Source organism: Streptomyces sp. NPDC008121, assembly GCF_042957155.1.
GTDB lineage: Bacteria > Actinomycetota > Actinomycetes > Streptomycetales > Streptomycetaceae > Streptomyces.
In genome coordinates this window covers 743,394-758,687 of sequence record NZ_JBIBHT010000001.1, presented here as the reverse complement: position 1 = coordinate 758,687, position 15,294 = coordinate 743,394, and the positions used below count along the sequence as shown (strand labels likewise).

Below are 15,294 nucleotides of genomic sequence, written 5' to 3'. Positions count from 1 at the left end.
GGAGATCCGGGGCCGCCGGGTGCGTGGCGTTCTCGACCCACGGCCACGCGGTGGGGGGTCTTGTCGGGCGGGCTATCCGGCGTCGCTGAACCGGGCTGCGGAAGCCCGCAGGAATCCGCCACCGGCCGCGGTGATCGACACCTTGGGGGCCTGGCCGGCCGCGAAGTCGTAGGTTCCGAGGTCGATCCAGCCGGTCCCCGCGGTGTTCTGGTTGACGGTCTTGGTCTGGTTGCCGGTCGCCGTGGTGATCGTGTAGGTGACCGACGTCGCGCTGGTGCCGCCCGGAAGGGCGACCTCGACCTTGTAGGTCGACGCGGCCGCCTTGGCCGGGGCCGTCCACACCACACGGGGCGCGGGCGATGCCGTGGGATCGGCGTAGACGCTGGGATACCCGTCCGTGGTGGTGAGGGCGCTGGTGGTCCAGGTACCGGTGGTGCTGAAGGGGCGGGTGCCGTCGGTGCCGGGAGTGGTGTCGGCGGGGGTGACGATGGCGCCGCAGGCGGTGGTGCCGCCGGTCCCCAGGGGAGTGGTGGCGGTGGACAGGATGGTTCCGGTGCCGGCCTGGACGGTGTAGGAGCCGCCGTTGGCGCCGAGGGCGAACTGGGTAGCGCTGCCCGCGACCTTGGTGGTCGTGGTGGTGCCGCAGGCGGTCCGGTTGACGTTGTAGAAGGCCGGTGCGGGGTCGGAGGCGGTCCAGGTCAGGGTCTTGCCGCCCTGCTCGTCGGTGATCTTGGCGTTGGTCGCGGGGGCCTGGGTGGTGGTGAGGGTGCCGGTCCAGGCGGTCGAGGTGCCGTCCGCGCCCACGGCCTTGACGGACACGGGGTAGTTGGTGCCGGGCTTGAGGTGGCTGACGGGGATCAGGTCGACGGCCGAGCGGTTGACCTGGAACGGGGTGCCGCCCGCGACGGAGACTTCGTAGCGGATGGTGCCGGGGGCCGGGGTGACGGCGATGGCGCCGGAGGTGGGCCCGCCGAGGGTGCCCGTGACCTGCAGTGCCGGAGCCTGGTCGGTCCGGGGAACGGTGCCCTCGACCTTCTCGCTCCAGGCGGTCGACGCGGTGCCGTCGGTGTTCAGACGCCGGATCTGCAGCGCGTACGTGTGTCCGGGCGTCAGGCCCTCCACACGGGTGCCGGGCCGGTTGGTGGTCTGGTAGTCCTTCACCTTCGTGCCGGACGCGGTGTCGGTCACCGTGACCTGGAACGTGCCGTTGCGCTGGGCGTTGGCGGCACTGCTGGTCTCGGTGAAACCGAGCACCAGGCCCTGGTCGACGGGCATGACCTTCACGGGGTTCGGACCGTAGGGAAGGGTGCCGTTCGGGGTGAGCTTGGCGGTGGCCGGGGCGCTGCTTCCGGCCGTGTTGTCGGTGGTGATGGAGAGCGTGTACTCGGTGCCGTTGGTCAGACCGGTGAGGTCGGCGAAGGGCTCGTACGTGGTCTTCGTCGCGGCGACGGTGCCGTCGGGCGCGGTGGCCTTGACGGTGTGCTTCAGGCCCTCGACGGGGTCACTGAAGCGGACGCGTGCGCTGCCGTCGGCGACGGCCGTGCCGGTGATCTCGGGCTTCGCCGGAGCCTTGAGGTCCTTGAAGGAGACGGCCTCCTGGAATCCGAGCGGGGACAGCAGGGAGACGCGGACCCGCGCGGCGTCGGCGCTGTGCTTCCAGGCCACCGGGACCTGCAGCGCGGGGTCGCCCGGCTCGATCTTCGGCAGGTCCACCACGGCGCCGCCGACGACCTTGCCGTCGGTGTCCGTGACCCTCACCGCCAGCTTGTAGCCGGACAGCGTCCACGACGGGCCGGCCGTGGCCAGCGGCCCGCGCGGAGTGACCGTCACCACCGTCTCATCGGTGCCGTTGTCGTTCTCCACCCCGGCCACCGCGATGCTCTTCACCGGCGCGTTCGCGGCCTGCACGGCCCCGTAGGAGGCCTTCGGACGGCCCCACACGTCCACGTCGCCGTATCCGCGCACCTTGTTCGGGCTGCTGTCGGCGTAGGTGCTGCGGTAGTCGTTGTAGGTCCACTGCGACCAGCCGAACAGGTAGTCCTTGTTCGCGAAGTACGACTGGGCCATGTCGCCGGTGGTGGTCTTCTGGTCGAGGCTCTCCTGGCTGGTGAGGTAACCGCCCTGGCTGGAGAACCTCATGTCGGTGCTGTACTCCGAGATGAACATCGGCTTCGTCGGGTAGAGCTTGTGGGCCCACTGCACTCCGCCGTCGAAGTTGCCGTACAGGTTGATGGCCGCGAAGTCCATGTACTGCATGCCGTCCTTGGCGCCGCAGTTGGTCTCACCCGTGGCGCACGGGACCTTTGACGGTTCGTTGATCTTGTTGTTCACCTGGGTGACGAATCGGCTGGGGTCGATGTTCTTCGAGAAGGCGGCCATCCGCCTGTCGTACGTCCTGCCTGCCTCGGTGTGCGAGGCGAGTTCGTTGCCGACGGACCAGGCGAAGATGCTGGGGTGGTTGAAGTCCTTCTGGACCTGCTCGGCCATCTGCTGCTTGATGTTGGGCAGGGCGGTCGTCAGGTTGGCGTTGTCACCCCAGACGGGGGTCTCGCCGATGATGAGCATGCCGATGCGGTCGGCGTAGTCCAGGACGGCGGGCGCCTGGGCGTAGTGCATGAGCCGGGTCACGCTCATGCCCGCGGACTTCATCATGTCCAGATCGTGACGGACCTGGGCGACGGGCTCGGTGCTGCCGTTCACCGGGTCGTCGGAGACGCGGTTGGCGCCGGCGACCTTGAGCTTCTTGCCGTTGAGCAGCATGTCGGTGCCGGCGATCTGGAGCCGGCGGATGCCGAAGGTGTCGCTGATCGCGTGGACGACCGTGCTGGGGGCGGAGCTGACGGCGAGGGAGGCGTTGAGGCGGTAGAGGTCGGGGTCGTCGAGTTGCCAGAGGGAGTAGGTGTCCGCGTCCAGGTCGGCGTGGAGGGTGACGGGTGCGGTCTGTCCGGCGGGGATGGTCGCGGTTCCGGTGAGGCCGGTCGCTCCGGGAACGTCCGCGCCGGTGGCGGCCGAGGTGATGGAACCCTTGACGGTGACCTGCTGGTCGCTCGTGCCGGTGTTGCGTACGAAGACCTTGCTCGTGACCGAGGCGGTGCCGTCGGTCAGGTTCGGCGTGGCGGTGATCTCCTGCCGCGTGACGGACAGAGACCGTGTGGTCGTGAGACTCACGTCCCGGGACAGACCGCCCCAGGGGTACCAGGCGCCGGTGGTGACGGTGTTGTCGGCCTTGACGACCACGGTGTTCGTGCCGGTGGTGTCGAGGGCGGAGGTCACGTCCATCTGGAATTCGGTGTAACCACCGGTGTGCGTGTCACTCTCGGACCAGACGAGGCCGGTGCCGTCCTTGCCGTTGTCCGCGTCGTGGGATGCGTCCTTGAGGGCCAGGCTCTTGACCGGCTTGCCGTTCACCCACACCTGGCAGGTCCGGTAGCAGGCGTCGAAGGTGAGCCAGTAGCGGGCGTAGGCCTCGCCGCGGTGCGCGACGGTGAAGGAGCGCTGGTACCAGGCGACGCCCCGGTAGTTGTTGTAGGCGTCCCGGGTGTCCCAGTTGCCGGGGACGGGCAGGCTGTCCCAGCCGGCGGTGTCGGTGCCGGGGGTGGAGAGCTTGACCGGGTCGACCGGGCTGGCGGCGTTCTCGGTCTTGAAGTTCCAGGTGCCGTTGAGGCTCTGGGAGGGGTTGCCGTGGGTGACCTGGTGGCCGGGCGCGTCCTGGTCGGGTGCCTGGAAGGTGCATCCCTTGGCGGTGGTGGGATGACCCGCCGGGGTGCCGGTGAGCGAACGGACCGTGACCGGCCCCACGGCTAGCCTGCTGTGGTACGAGCCCAGGGCGAAGGTGCCCCCGGCCGTGGGGGAGGTCTCCGCCGCGACGAGGCGTCCACCGAGGTAGACGGCCGTCACCCCGCCCGCGCGCACGATCCGCACGTCGAGCCAGTCGCCCGTGGTGACCGGTGAGTCCCCCGAGCACTCGACGGTGCCGGCCAGGGGCGCGGTGATCTGGACTCCCGCTCGTCCGTTGGGCTTCACTCCCGTGATCTGGGCGGCGAGGCTCGTCGTCGTCGGGTTGCCGGCGTCCTGCATGTCCATCACGAACGACACGGTGCCGTCCGGGCGGATCTCGTCGACACGGACCCTGGTCATCAGCTCGTACGCGCCGGGCAGGGTCAGGGCGCCGGAGGGGCGCAGGTAGCTCCCGCCCGTCGCCGACGTGGTGTCGACCGTCAGTGCGCCTGCCCGCGCCGTCCAGTCGGCGCCGCCGGCGGGCGTCCGGGTCTTCGTCCAGTGAACCAGGCCGCCGGAGAAGTCATCGCTGAACACCGTGTCGGCGGCGGTCTCCTGGGCCGCGAACGTGCCGGGCGGGGCCGCGGGTGCGGCGAACGCGGGCGGTGCCGCGAAACCGACGACCAATGCCGTCACCGCGGCGAACGCGCCGATCGTGGGACGTCTCATCGAAGAGAACAAGGCTAGACCTCCTTGACAGGAAAATGACTTCCGAGTGCGGGGATGCCCTCGGGTACTTGCTCATCCGGGTGATTCGATCCGCACACCAAATCGGTCGTGCAGCATTGGACGTTCAGAAGTCCTTGGATGAAACTCCTGTGAACATGGCGAGAAGAGTGTCCGTCGCCCGGACGCCCGTCAAGGGTCTATCGGGGCAATGCGCAGAGCCCGTCCGGCTCTCTCCGAGCGGTCGGGGGCGACGGTACGCAGAGAGGCCCTCCCGCCCTCCCGCTCGCGCCGAAGGGCACGGCTCGGCGGCCGCGGACTTCCCGGGGAAGACGGCGACCGCCGAGAGGGCATGGGGTGCCGTCCGGGTACGCGCCGGACACACGCGCGCACGTGTGCGCGGCCCACCGGCACCGGACCCGGAGATCAGCCCGGCGCCGGACCCGGAGATCAGTCCTTGAGCAGCTGGGTCGCCTGCTCGCGCGCCGTCCGCATGGCCTCCTTCGGCGAGGCCTGGCCGACGAGCGCCGCCTGCACCTGCTGGGCGACCGCGCTGATGATCTGGGCGTTCTTCGCGTACGCCCAGAACGGCCCGGGGGTCGCCGTGCTCGTGATGCGACGCGTCCACTGGGTGGTGAAGGAGTCCGCGGCGATCTCCCTGGCGGCGAGACCCTTGCTGGTGGCGGGGGGCAGGCTGACGGCCTTGAAGTACTCGGTCGTGGTGGCCACATCGGAGGTGGTCTTGAGCGCGAACCGGCCGGCCGCTTCCTGGCCGTCGCCCTTGATGACCACGATGACGTGGCCCCACAGCTGCGCCTGCGGCGAGTCGCCGGCCTGCAGCACGGGCCGGGAGAACGGCACCATCGCCGGACCCAGCTTCTTCGGGTCCTTCGCGTTCGCGAGCGTGGGGGCCTTGCCGACGACGGCGTCGTCGTAGAAACCGACGGTGCCGCGGCCGAACAGGGCACGGGCGCCGTTGCGGTCCACGTCCTTGGCGATGAGCTTCTCGTCGTACAGCTTCTTGTACCAGGTGACCGCCTCGATGGAGGCATCGTCGCCGATGAGGACCTTGCCGTCCTTGAGGATGGGGGATCCGAAGGTCTGCATCCACGGGAAGATGTCGCCGAGCTGCGCGATCGCGGTGGAGGCGGCGTACGGGGTGACGCCCTTCAGCTCCTTGAGTGCGCGCAGCGCGTCCTCGAACTGGGTGATCGTGGTGGGCGCGGTCTTGATCCCGGCCTCGTTCAGCAGGTCCTGGTTGCCGATGAGCCCGATCGCGCCGGTGGTCCACGGCAGGCCGTACAGCGTTCCCTTGTAGTGGCCGCTGGAGAGACCGGCGGGCGTGTATCCGCCCGACATCGCCAGGTCGCCGAGGTCGGCGAGGCTGCCGGTCTGGGCTATGGCGGCCAGCCAGGCGATGTCCAGCTGCACGGCGCCGGAGACCTGGCGTCCGTTGAGCTTGAGGCTCAGCTCCTGGAGGTACTGGTTGTACGGCATCGTGGTGGTGCTGATCTTCGAACCGTTGCTGGTCTCCCAGGACTTGATGAAGCGCTCGATGGTCGGCTTGTACGCCGGCTCGCTCAGCGACCACGAGGTGAAACCGAAGTCCTTGGCGGCGGTGTCGCCACCGTTCCCGGCGCCGCCTCCGGTGGCGCAGGCGGAGAGAACACTGGATCCGGCGATGCCGACGGCGCCGATGCCGGCGGCGCGCAGCACGCTGCGGCGGGAGAGGTCGGAGAGGGACATGGCGCCTCCAAGGCGAGTGGGTGGTACGACGGGTGGGATGAACGCGGCGGGTGAGGGCGGCGGGTGAGGGCGGCGGGTACGAGAGGGCTGTCGCTACTTCACGGAGCCCGCGGTGAGGCCGCCGACCAGGAAGCGCTGGAGAAACATGAAGGCGACGACGACCGGGAGGGAGACCACCAGCGACGCGGCCATCAACGTGGGCCAGGCGGTCTGGGTCTCGCCGATGTAGGTGTGCACCAGACCCGGCGGCAGGGTCATCGTGTTGTTGTCGGAGAGGCTGAGCGCGAAGACGAAGTCGTTCCAGCCGCGCACGAAGGCGAACAGTCCCGCGGCGGCCATGCCCGGTGCCGCGAGCGGTGCGATCACGGAGTGCAGCGTGCGCCAGCGTGAGGCGCCGTCGATGGCGGCGGCCTCCAGCAGCGCGTCGGGGATGGTGTCGAAGATGCCCTTCAGCATCCACACGCACAGGGGGAGCGTGAACGTGCTGAACGACAGCACGAGCGCGGTGTAGCTGCCCAACATCCCGAACTCGCGGAACAGCGCGTAGAGCGTGATCAGCAGCAGCGACTGGGGGAACATCTGCGAGGCGAGCACGAAGTTCATCAGCGACCGGCGGCCGCGGTAGCGGAACTTGGAGAACGAGTAACCCATGTAGGTCGAGATGACCACGCTGAGGAACGCCGTGGTCAGCGAGACGATGACGCTGTTCTTCAAATAGTGGAACAGCGGTCCGTCGTCCAGCACCGCCCGGAAGTTCTCGAAGGTGAGGGCGCTCGGCACGAAGTCCGGGGGGAACTGGAACACCCGGTCCGCCGGGCTGAGCGCCGTGACGAGCATCCAGTACAGAGGGAACAGCGCGAACACCCCGATCACCAGCAGCGCGGTCCAGGCCAGAGCCCGGGAGCGCACGAGGTCCGGGCGGATCCGGGGGCGGCGCGCGCCACGCGGGGGGAGGGACCGCTCCTCGGTACGGGTCGGCTCCAGGGTCGTCGTGGTCATGAGCGGTCCTCACGGTGAGACAGGAACAGGTAACCGCCCACGAGCGCGAGCAAGAGCAGCATCCACAGCCCGCCGAGGGCGCTGGCCCGGCCGAGGTCGAATCCCTGGAAGGCGTCCTGGAAGACGGCGACGGCGAAGGTCTGCGTGGAGTTGGCGGGGCCGCCTCCGGTGAGCACGTAAATGGTGTCGAAGTGCTGGAAGTTCCAGATGAACTCGAGTAGGAGGGCGAGCAGGCCGATCGAGCGCACGCTGGGCCAGGTGATCGAGCGGAAGCGCCGGAACATTCCCGCACCGTCGACGGCGGCGGCTTCGTAGAGCTCGCCGGGCACGGTCTGCAGGCCCGCCAGCATCATGACCATCATCCAGGGGAAGCTCGCCCAGGTTTTGGTCACGATCACCGCGAGCATGGCCGTCCCCGGCTCACCGAGCCAGGACACCGCCTCGTCCATCAGACCCGCCTTGATGAGCAATCCGTTGAGCAGTCCGTAGTTGGCGTTGAAGATCCACATCCACAGGAATGAGGTGACGACGCCCGGGATCACCCAGGGGAAGAGGAACAGGCCCCGCATGAACCCGCTGCCTTTCAGGCCCGCGTTGAGGGCGAGGGCGAGGGCGAAGCCGATTCCGAAGGCGGCGACGGTGGTCCCTCCGGCGAAGACGAGGGTGTGTTCGAGCGTCGGCCAGAAGTTCCGTTGCAGCACGTCGGCGAAGTTTGATAGGCCCACGAACTCCCGGCCGGGGAACCGGAGGTCCTGGCGGAAGAAACCCGTGGTCAGCGAGGCGAGTAGGGGATACAGGATGATTGTTGCGAACAGCGCCAGCCCTGGCAGGACGAGGAGCACCGCGAAGGTGCTGTCGGGCAGTCGGGGGCCGGTCCGCTTGGTCTGCCCCGTACGCAGGATGGTCAATGCGGCTTCCTCTCGGGAGGGGGGCGGCAGAGGGGCCGCTGTAGTGCGGCTGTCCGCCCGCAGCGTGTGCAGGTGGGGCGGGGCTGCTGCTTCCCAGGCGACACCGGTGTTCACTCTGAGCCCGGCGTGCAATATGCGGGATAATCAATCACATGTTGGTTGCTGTCAACCATGAGGGCGGAGCGCTCCTCATGCGGTGATCGTCGGGCCGCTGCCCTCCTGACGCCCTTCTCTACCTCATCACCACTGGCCAGAGGCCCTTTCGCTGGGTACGGGCCATACTTCGGGCGAGCGTGACTGACGTTCCCCTCCCCGGCTGCGTGCACTTCAATCTCATTCTCTGCGTGTGTATTCCATTCTCCAGGTTCGGAGTGCACACTGACCCCGCGACGGCTCAGCACGCCGTCGCACATCGCAAGGGAGCCGCTGAGAATGCGACAGGAAGAGTTCCACCACGACATCGCGGTCATCGGCGGCGGCCTCGCCGGCGTCTGTGCCGCCATCGCCGCCGCCCGGCTCGGGCAACGCGTCGCACTCGTGCACAACCGCCCGGTGCTGGGCGGCAACAGCAGCAGCGAAGTGCGCGTCTGGGTCTGCGGGGCCACCGCCCACGGAGTCCAGCGCTACGCTCGCGAGACGGGCATCATGGGCGAGCTCTACACCGAGAACCAGTACCGCAACCCCGAGGGCAACCCCTACTACTGGGACCAGGTGGTCCTGGACGCCGTACGCGCCGAACCGCTGATCGACCTGTTCCTCAACACCGACGTCCGGGAAGCGGAGGCGGACGGACCCGAGGACGACCGCGCCCTGCGTTCGGCGACGGGCTGGACGATGGGATCGGAGCGGCTGATCACGTTCCGCGCCCAGGTCTTCCTGGACTGCACCGGTGACGGACTGCTGGGCGAGCTGGCCGGGGCCCGCAGCCGCGTCGGACGCGAGTCGGCCGCCGACTTCGGCGAACCCTGGGCCCCCGAGGTGTCGGACGGAGCGCTGCTCGGCTCTACCATCCTCTTCTACACCAAGGACCTCGGCCGACCCGTCCCCTTCGTCCCGCCCTCGTACGCGAAGGACATCTCGCAGACCCCCATCCTGCGCAACCGCGTCCTGCGCACCGGCGACAACGGCTGCGACTACTGGTGGATCGAGTGGGGCGGTGCCATGGACACCGTCCACGACAACGAGGCCATCCGTGACGAGCTGCACGCCGTGATCATGGGCATCTGGGACCACATCAAGAACTCCGGTGAGTTCGACGCCGACAACCTCACCCTGGAATGGGTCGGCAGCGTCCCCGGGAAGCGCGAGTACCGCCGCTTCGTCGGCGACCACGTCCTCACCCAGCAGGACATCCTGGCCCAGCGCCGCTTCGCCGACCGGATCGCCTTCGGCGGCTGGTCGATCGACCTCCACCCCGTGGAAGGGATGTACGCCGAGGGTCCGGGCGCGGTGCAGCGCTACACGGACGGCGTCTTCCACATCCCGCTGCGCAGCCTCTACTCGGCGAACGTCGGCAACCTGCTCTTCGCCGGCCGGAACATCTCCGCCACTCACATCGCCTTCGGCGCCACCCGCGTGATGGCCACCTGCGCCACCCTCGGTGAGGCCGCCGGGACCGCCGCCGCGCTCTGCGTCCGGCACGGCCGGAGCCCACGGGATCTGGCCACCGAGACCCCTGGGCTCGTCGGGCAGGTCCTGCTCCGCCAGGACGGTTCCGTGATGGGCGTCGCCAACGAGGACCCCGACGACCTCGCCCGTACGGCCAGGGTCACCGCCTCCTCCCATCTCTCACGTCTCGCGGCGGAACCCGGCCCCGGCACCCCGGCCGAACCCTGCCCCCTCGACCGCGACTACGGCGTGCTCCTGCCCGTCGACCCCGCGCTGGACGGCGTGGAACTGCTCGTCTCCGCCGAGCGGGACACCGAGCTCACCGTCGAGCTGTGGAGCACGCGGCTGCCCGAGAACGCCGTGCCCCTCGACGTACTGAGCACCGTCCGGGTCCCCGTCACGGCCGGGGGACCGGCGTGGGTCACCGCCGCCCTGCACCACGCGCCCGAGGTTCCCGAGAACGTGGTCGTCGTCGTCCGCGCCGACCCGCATGCCTCGCTGCACCTGGTGCCGACGGGCACCGAGGGCGTGCTCGCCCTGCGCAGCCGCGTCGACGGGGACCCGGGCGTCGACGACGACATCCCCGAGGAGGAGGGGCAGGCGGTACTGGACTGGTCCGCGCGCGAGCTGCGACGCCGGTCCCTGTGCTTCCGGGTCCTTTCGGCCACGGACGCCTTCGCGCCCGGCAAGGGCGTCGGCGGCTACCAGCGTCCGTTCGGCGGTCCGCAGATGTGGGTGTCCGGCGACCCCGCTCCCGGCTCCCACCTCGTCCTGGAGTGGGACGCCCCGCGCGAACTGCGCACGGTCCACCTGGTCATGGACGACGACGTGGACACGTACCTCATCAACCTGCACCGGGACCGCGTGCCGGACGCGATCGCCCCGCAACTGCTGCGCGACTACCGGATCGAGGTACGGGACGCGACGGGAGAGTGGCGCACCGCGGTCACCGTGCGGGACAACCGGCGCCGCCACCGCGTCCACCGGCTGGACGACGGGGCCCCCGTGCGGACCGACGCGCTGCGGGTCACGGTGGACGCCACGCACGGGGCACCGCGCGCCCACCTCTTCACGGTCCGGGCCTACCAGGACTGACCCACCACGCGCGCCGTCGAGCGGTCAGCCGCGGTCAGCCGCGGGCCGTCGCGGACCGCTCCGGACAGTGGCCTACCAGGCCGGCCGGGTCCGGGAATGCCGGAACGCCCGGAGTGCGGGGTGCGCACTCCGGGCGTCCCTCACGCGGACACCGCGCGGTCAGTGCGCTCCCAGTGCCTGGCTGACCGCGTCCGCCGCCTCGATGACCTGGCCGACCAGTTCCGACTCCCCGGTCCCCGGCTTTCCGGCCGCGGAGAGGCTTCCGAGCAGAGAGGCGGGACCCCACAGGGAGATCGCGGCGACTACCGAACCCCGCGAGTCCAGGACGGGAGCCGCCAGCGAGGACCGGCCAAGCGCGCGTTCCTGTGCCTCGACGGCGTAGCCGGCTCGCCGCACCGCCTCGCACTCCTCGTCCAGCGCCTTGTGCGAGGTTACGGTGTACTCCGTGTGCGCCTCCAGCTCCGGACCGAGCAACGAACGGCGCTCGTCGCCCGTCATGCGGGAGACCAGGCACTTGCCCATCGCCGTCGCGTGCAGCGGGGCGGTACTGCCCGCCTGTGTGTACGCCTTGGGGGTGCGGCTGCCCTCGAAGTTGGCCAGGAAGACCAGATCGGCCCCGCGCAATATGCCGACGTTCGCGCCCAGCTCGGTGCGGGCCGCCAGTCCCTGCAGCACCATCCGGGAGGCCCGGTGGACGGGGTGGCCGTTCAGAGCCATGGTGGCGAGCGGCAGCGTGCCCAGTCCCAGTCGGTAGAGCCCGCTTATCGGATTCCGCTCCACCAGATCGAACTGCTCCAGGGTCGCCAGCAGCCGGGAGGTGGTGGACGGACCCAGCTCGGCGTCCACGGCGATGTCGGAGACACGGCGCTCCGTGCTGCCCGAGCCGAGGGCCCGCAGGACGGAGACGGCCCGCTCGACACTCTGATTGGTCCCCTGCTCGGCAGGCATGGCGAGGTCTCCTCATCTGCGTACGCACGGCGTTGCGAAGCCTGCTGCGTATCCTACATTCAGATCTTGCAACCAGCTTGCACCATACGGTTCATCTCTTCAATCTGCCCGCCGTCCGCTGCTTCCCCTCAGGGGACGGTGCAAGTGATCGCACCCTAGCCGCAGAACCGCGACGCGTCGACGCGCTCGTGTGAGGGGCTGGGTGCCCGGCAGGACCGAGGGCGGGAGGCGGCGGGGCGAGACTCGCGACGCGGCCGCCGCCGGGACGTACAACGGCCCGCTGGGCGCGGCGGAGCTCATACGAGGGCGTTGGTCAGCACCACCCCGCCAGCCGGTCGACCAGCTCCGCCCGGATCCGAGCGGTTTTGAGCGCCGCAGCGGAGCCCCTTCTGGGAACGGGCGGCGGAGCCTGCCGGCCCCCGGCAGCGTGATGGTGCGTGCGTACGGAGGTGGAGTCCACCGAGATGTCCCAGTGCGTAGCGGCCCGCCCTCAGATGCGCAGGCCGGGAGCCGAGGCCCGAGGCGTTCTGGGGGCGGCTCAGTGGCCGGAGTGGGCGATGACGTTGCCGTTGGAGCAGTTGTTGACGTGGTTTCCGACCCAGTCGCCGAGGACCGGGGCGACGGCTACCTCCTGGAGGCAGACGGCGGCGGCGGTGAAGTTCCAGGCGTTGGCGGCGTTGATGCCGCCGCCGAAGTTCGAGTCCTCGTCCGCGTGCGCAGGGGCGGCGATGGTGGCGGCGCACAGCGCCGCTCCGACTACGGTGATGATCTTCTTCATGGTGACGGTAACGAGGCCGGCGGCAGCAGGACACGCGACCGAGCCGTCCGGCTGAAGCATCTGGTGGCGCTGCTGGAACAGCCCGTACGCGTACCGGCGCTGGGGCACCGTGCCGAGGAACTGGACCCGCTGAGCGCCCACGCCGCAGCCGAGCACTAAGAGGACAGGCGCCGGCCACGCTCATGTTCGCCATCGGGCAGGTGAACTTCTTCATCGCCAAGCCGGTCCCCGGCCGTCCGTTCACCGATTCGTGAAACAAGGTGCCGCCGCTACGCGGAAGCGTGTGAGCGACACGAAGGTCGGCACCTGCTCCGATAACTCCACCCGGGCCGACTCCGGCCTGTGCTGAATACCCTCCGCGCCTGGTGCCCTCGCGCGCCAGGCGAGGATCGCCGCTCGCGTCAATGCTCGCGCGGCTGCCCGGGCGGCCCGGCCCCGGCTCGGCGAGAGGTGCAGTTGCTCTTACTGACAGCATCCAGCGCGCAGACGAACCGCAGGGTGGTAAGCGGGTCAGAACCCTCGACCTCGTCCGGTCGCCCGCAGATCCGTGCGACGTGGGGGGGCCACGTCCTCATACACGGCCCGCAGCGCTCCGGGGACGGGCGGCCACGACAACGCCGGTCAGCAGAACCAGGACCGCTACGAGAACACCCTCCACCCCGTGGTGGGCGTGTACGAGACCGCCCGCGAGCGCCCCGGCGGCCAGCACGACGACCGACGCCCCCCGCCGCATGCTGCCGGGCCCAGGTCGGTCCACCGCGAGTCCGGTCAGTGTCCGCGTCATCACGGTGGTGGCCAGGTCCGGCACGCCCAGACGGTGCACGACGGCGTTCTGCAGCCCCATCCCGCAGGCCAGCGGCACCAGGACCGCGTACCGTCCCCAGCCGGCTGCCTGACCGGCAAACGCGAGCCCGGCCAACAGGGCCTGAAACACGACCAGCGAAGCGAACAGCGCTCCAGGCTCGGTCTTCCGCCGCCACGCACCACCCGCCGCCGCCCCGGCCAGGAACCCGGCCAGCGCCACCGCCGACGCCGCCGCCGACAGCCCGGCCACTCCTGACAAGGCGAAGCCCAGGAAGACCACATTGCCCGTCATGTTGGCCACGAACACCCGTCCCAGCCCGAGGAAGCTGGCCGCGTCCACCAGACCGCTGACAAACGTCAGCACAAGCAGTGACGGAACGAACCGCTCGTAGAGGTGCCCGTTGGGAAACAGCCACCGTGCGACCGTCCCACCACCACTCACCGCGGCCCCTCCCCGCAGGCGCGCTTGACCCGGGAGCCGCCGGCTTCCTTCATGACTCGTGTTCGTTGCACTCACTCACTGGAGCAGAAGGTGAAGAGAGGCTCGACGCCACACGCCGCACGTGTGCTTACTCGATCGCCCGTCGCGAGGACGCCCTCGGGGGCCGTGCCCTCGGGGACCGCCGTGAAAAAGCGCAGGTTCAGCGACTGCGAGCCGCACCGCGATCATCCGCACGGACGCGACCCCAACCCGTGACACCCGACGCCAAGGAGGCGCAGGCGCGCCTGGGCGGACAGTTCACGCCGAGCCGTAACGTCCCGTGCCCGGGTGCGGTACCGTACGGGAAGCGTCGCGTGCCGGTGGCAGACTGTGTCAGGCATGGAGGCGCCGGACCGAAGGAGGTTGACGATGTACTCGTCCCACCCTTCGCTCTCGCGTGTCTGAGCGCGAGACGACCAGGCTCGTCGCCTGGAGCCAAGAACTCCGTCAGGTGCACCACCGACTGCGGGAAGCGCTGTCCGTGACCCGCGCCTCCCTCGCCGACGGCACCCCCGGTGAAGCGGCCACCCGCGAACTGCTGCTGTACTGCCACGGCTTCTGCACGGCTCTCGACGCCCACCACCAGGGCGAAGACCGCACCCTGTTCCCCGCCATCGCGGCCGCGCACCCCCAGTTGCGCCCGGTACTGCGCTCCCTTGAGCAGGACCACTCGATGATCGCCTACCTGCTCAACGGCCTCCGCGCCGCGGTCGACCGGGCCGCGCCGCCCGAGGAGCTCGACCAGCACTTCGAAGGCATCGCCGCGATCATGGAGAACCACTTCCGCTACGAGGAACGGCAACTGCTCACCGTGCTCGAGACCCTCGAGCTGGAAGCCGTACCCGGCGAGGTCCTGGGCCCGATATGAGCCGGTGAGCGGTGAATCCGCTTACGCCTCGTCAGCAGTGCCGGCACGCAGACAGTGGTCTGGGGCGACCCCCCACTGCCAACGGCGTCCCGCCCAGGGGCGACGGTCGAGCGCAGTGAAGCGGTCGCCGCAGGCTGCACCGGATGAACACTCCTTGTCATGATGGCTGCACTCGCGGTTGTGTCTGATCGCACAGAGTGTGGTCTGGCGAGGCGTGGCCGGTTCTGCGATGCTTTCGCCGAACAAGCGACGGCGGAACGAGGAAGCCGGTGAGATTCCGGCACGGTACCGCCACTGTGTAGGGGGAGCGACTCCGCCCATGGCCACCGCCCCATCAGGGGTGGGAAGGCCGGAGAAGCTGTGATCCCGAGTCAGGAGACTCACGCCGTCGCACCTCGATGTACGGGGCGGATTTCCCCAGGAGAGGCGGTGGCACTCGTGTGCCTGCGTATGTGTGAGGGCAGTTCCGCGCTGCCTGTGCTCCTCCGGAGCCGGCCTGCCCGGCGTGCCGCACGGGCTCGATCCCCCAGGTCCTGACGACCTCCTCCCTCAGCGGTTTCTTCCCGCACGCCGTATCAGGCGCACCGCCATGCCGGTGCGCCCTGGCCCACGCATG

At 69.7% G+C, this 15,294-nt stretch carries 9 protein-coding genes and 1 riboswitch; of the genes, 2 read left to right on the top strand and 7 right to left on the bottom strand.

The annotated features are described in order from the left end of the window. Positions 1 to 72: 72 nt before the first annotated feature. The 4 genes from ACFZBD_RS03280 to ACFZBD_RS03265 all read right to left on the bottom strand — a co-directional run bounded on the left by ACFZBD_RS03280 (position 73) and on the right by ACFZBD_RS03265 (position 8,096). Positions 73 to 4,446, bottom strand: a complete 4,374-nt coding sequence (locus ACFZBD_RS03280; RefSeq protein WP_391134478.1) for a glycoside hydrolase family 2 TIM barrel-domain containing protein — start codon at positions 4,444 to 4,446, stop codon at positions 73 to 75. A 447-nt stretch (positions 4,447 to 4,893) separates the two neighbouring features. Next, on the bottom strand, positions 4,894 to 6,189 hold the full coding sequence (locus ACFZBD_RS03275) for an extracellular solute-binding protein (RefSeq protein ID WP_391134475.1): 1,296 nt from the start codon (positions 6,187 to 6,189) through the stop codon (positions 4,894 to 4,896). A gap of 93 nt (positions 6,190 to 6,282) precedes the next feature. Then, positions 6,283 to 7,188: an ABC transporter permease subunit gene (locus ACFZBD_RS03270; RefSeq protein WP_391134472.1), complete on the bottom strand. Its 906-nt coding sequence runs from the start codon at positions 7,186 to 7,188 to the stop codon at positions 6,283 to 6,285. Beyond that, complete coding sequence (locus tag ACFZBD_RS03265; protein WP_391134469.1) at positions 7,185 to 8,096, bottom strand: ABC transporter permease subunit; 912 nt, start codon at positions 8,094 to 8,096, stop codon at positions 7,185 to 7,187. Before ACFZBD_RS03265 ends, ACFZBD_RS03270 begins: the two co-directional genes overlap by 4 nt. A 432-nt stretch (positions 8,097 to 8,528) precedes the next feature. Between ACFZBD_RS03265 and ACFZBD_RS03260 the strand changes: the two genes are divergently transcribed. Then, on the top strand, positions 8,529 to 10,799 hold the full coding sequence (locus tag ACFZBD_RS03260) for an FAD-dependent oxidoreductase (RefSeq protein ID WP_391134466.1): 2,271 nt from the start codon (positions 8,529 to 8,531) through the stop codon (positions 10,797 to 10,799). Positions 10,800 to 10,958: 159 nt separating this feature from the next. On the opposite strand, the gene ACFZBD_RS03255 is transcribed toward ACFZBD_RS03260, so the two are convergent. The 3 genes from ACFZBD_RS03255 to ACFZBD_RS03245 form a co-directional block, all read right to left on the bottom strand. Continuing rightward, positions 10,959 to 11,747, bottom strand: coding sequence for an IclR family transcriptional regulator C-terminal domain-containing protein (locus ACFZBD_RS03255; protein WP_391134463.1), 789 nt, complete (start codon positions 11,745 to 11,747; stop codon positions 10,959 to 10,961). Positions 11,748 to 12,285: 538 nt separating this feature from the next. Continuing rightward, positions 12,286 to 12,525: a hypothetical protein gene (locus tag ACFZBD_RS03250; protein WP_391135905.1), complete on the bottom strand. Its 240-nt coding sequence runs from the start codon at positions 12,523 to 12,525 to the stop codon at positions 12,286 to 12,288. A 571-nt stretch (positions 12,526 to 13,096) separates the two neighbouring features. Beyond that, positions 13,097 to 13,771, bottom strand: coding sequence for a DUF1275 family protein (locus ACFZBD_RS03245; RefSeq protein WP_391134460.1), 675 nt, complete (start codon positions 13,769 to 13,771; stop codon positions 13,097 to 13,099). A 436-nt stretch (positions 13,772 to 14,207) separates the two neighbouring features. Between ACFZBD_RS03245 and ACFZBD_RS03240 the strand changes: the two genes are divergently transcribed. Continuing rightward, positions 14,208 to 14,678, top strand: a complete 471-nt coding sequence (locus tag ACFZBD_RS03240) for a hemerythrin domain-containing protein (protein ID WP_391134457.1) — start codon at positions 14,208 to 14,210, stop codon at positions 14,676 to 14,678. 195 nt (positions 14,679 to 14,873) lie between these two features. After that, a riboswitch (cobalamin riboswitch) is annotated at positions 14,874 to 15,081 on the top strand. Positions 15,082 to 15,294 lie beyond the last annotated feature (213 nt).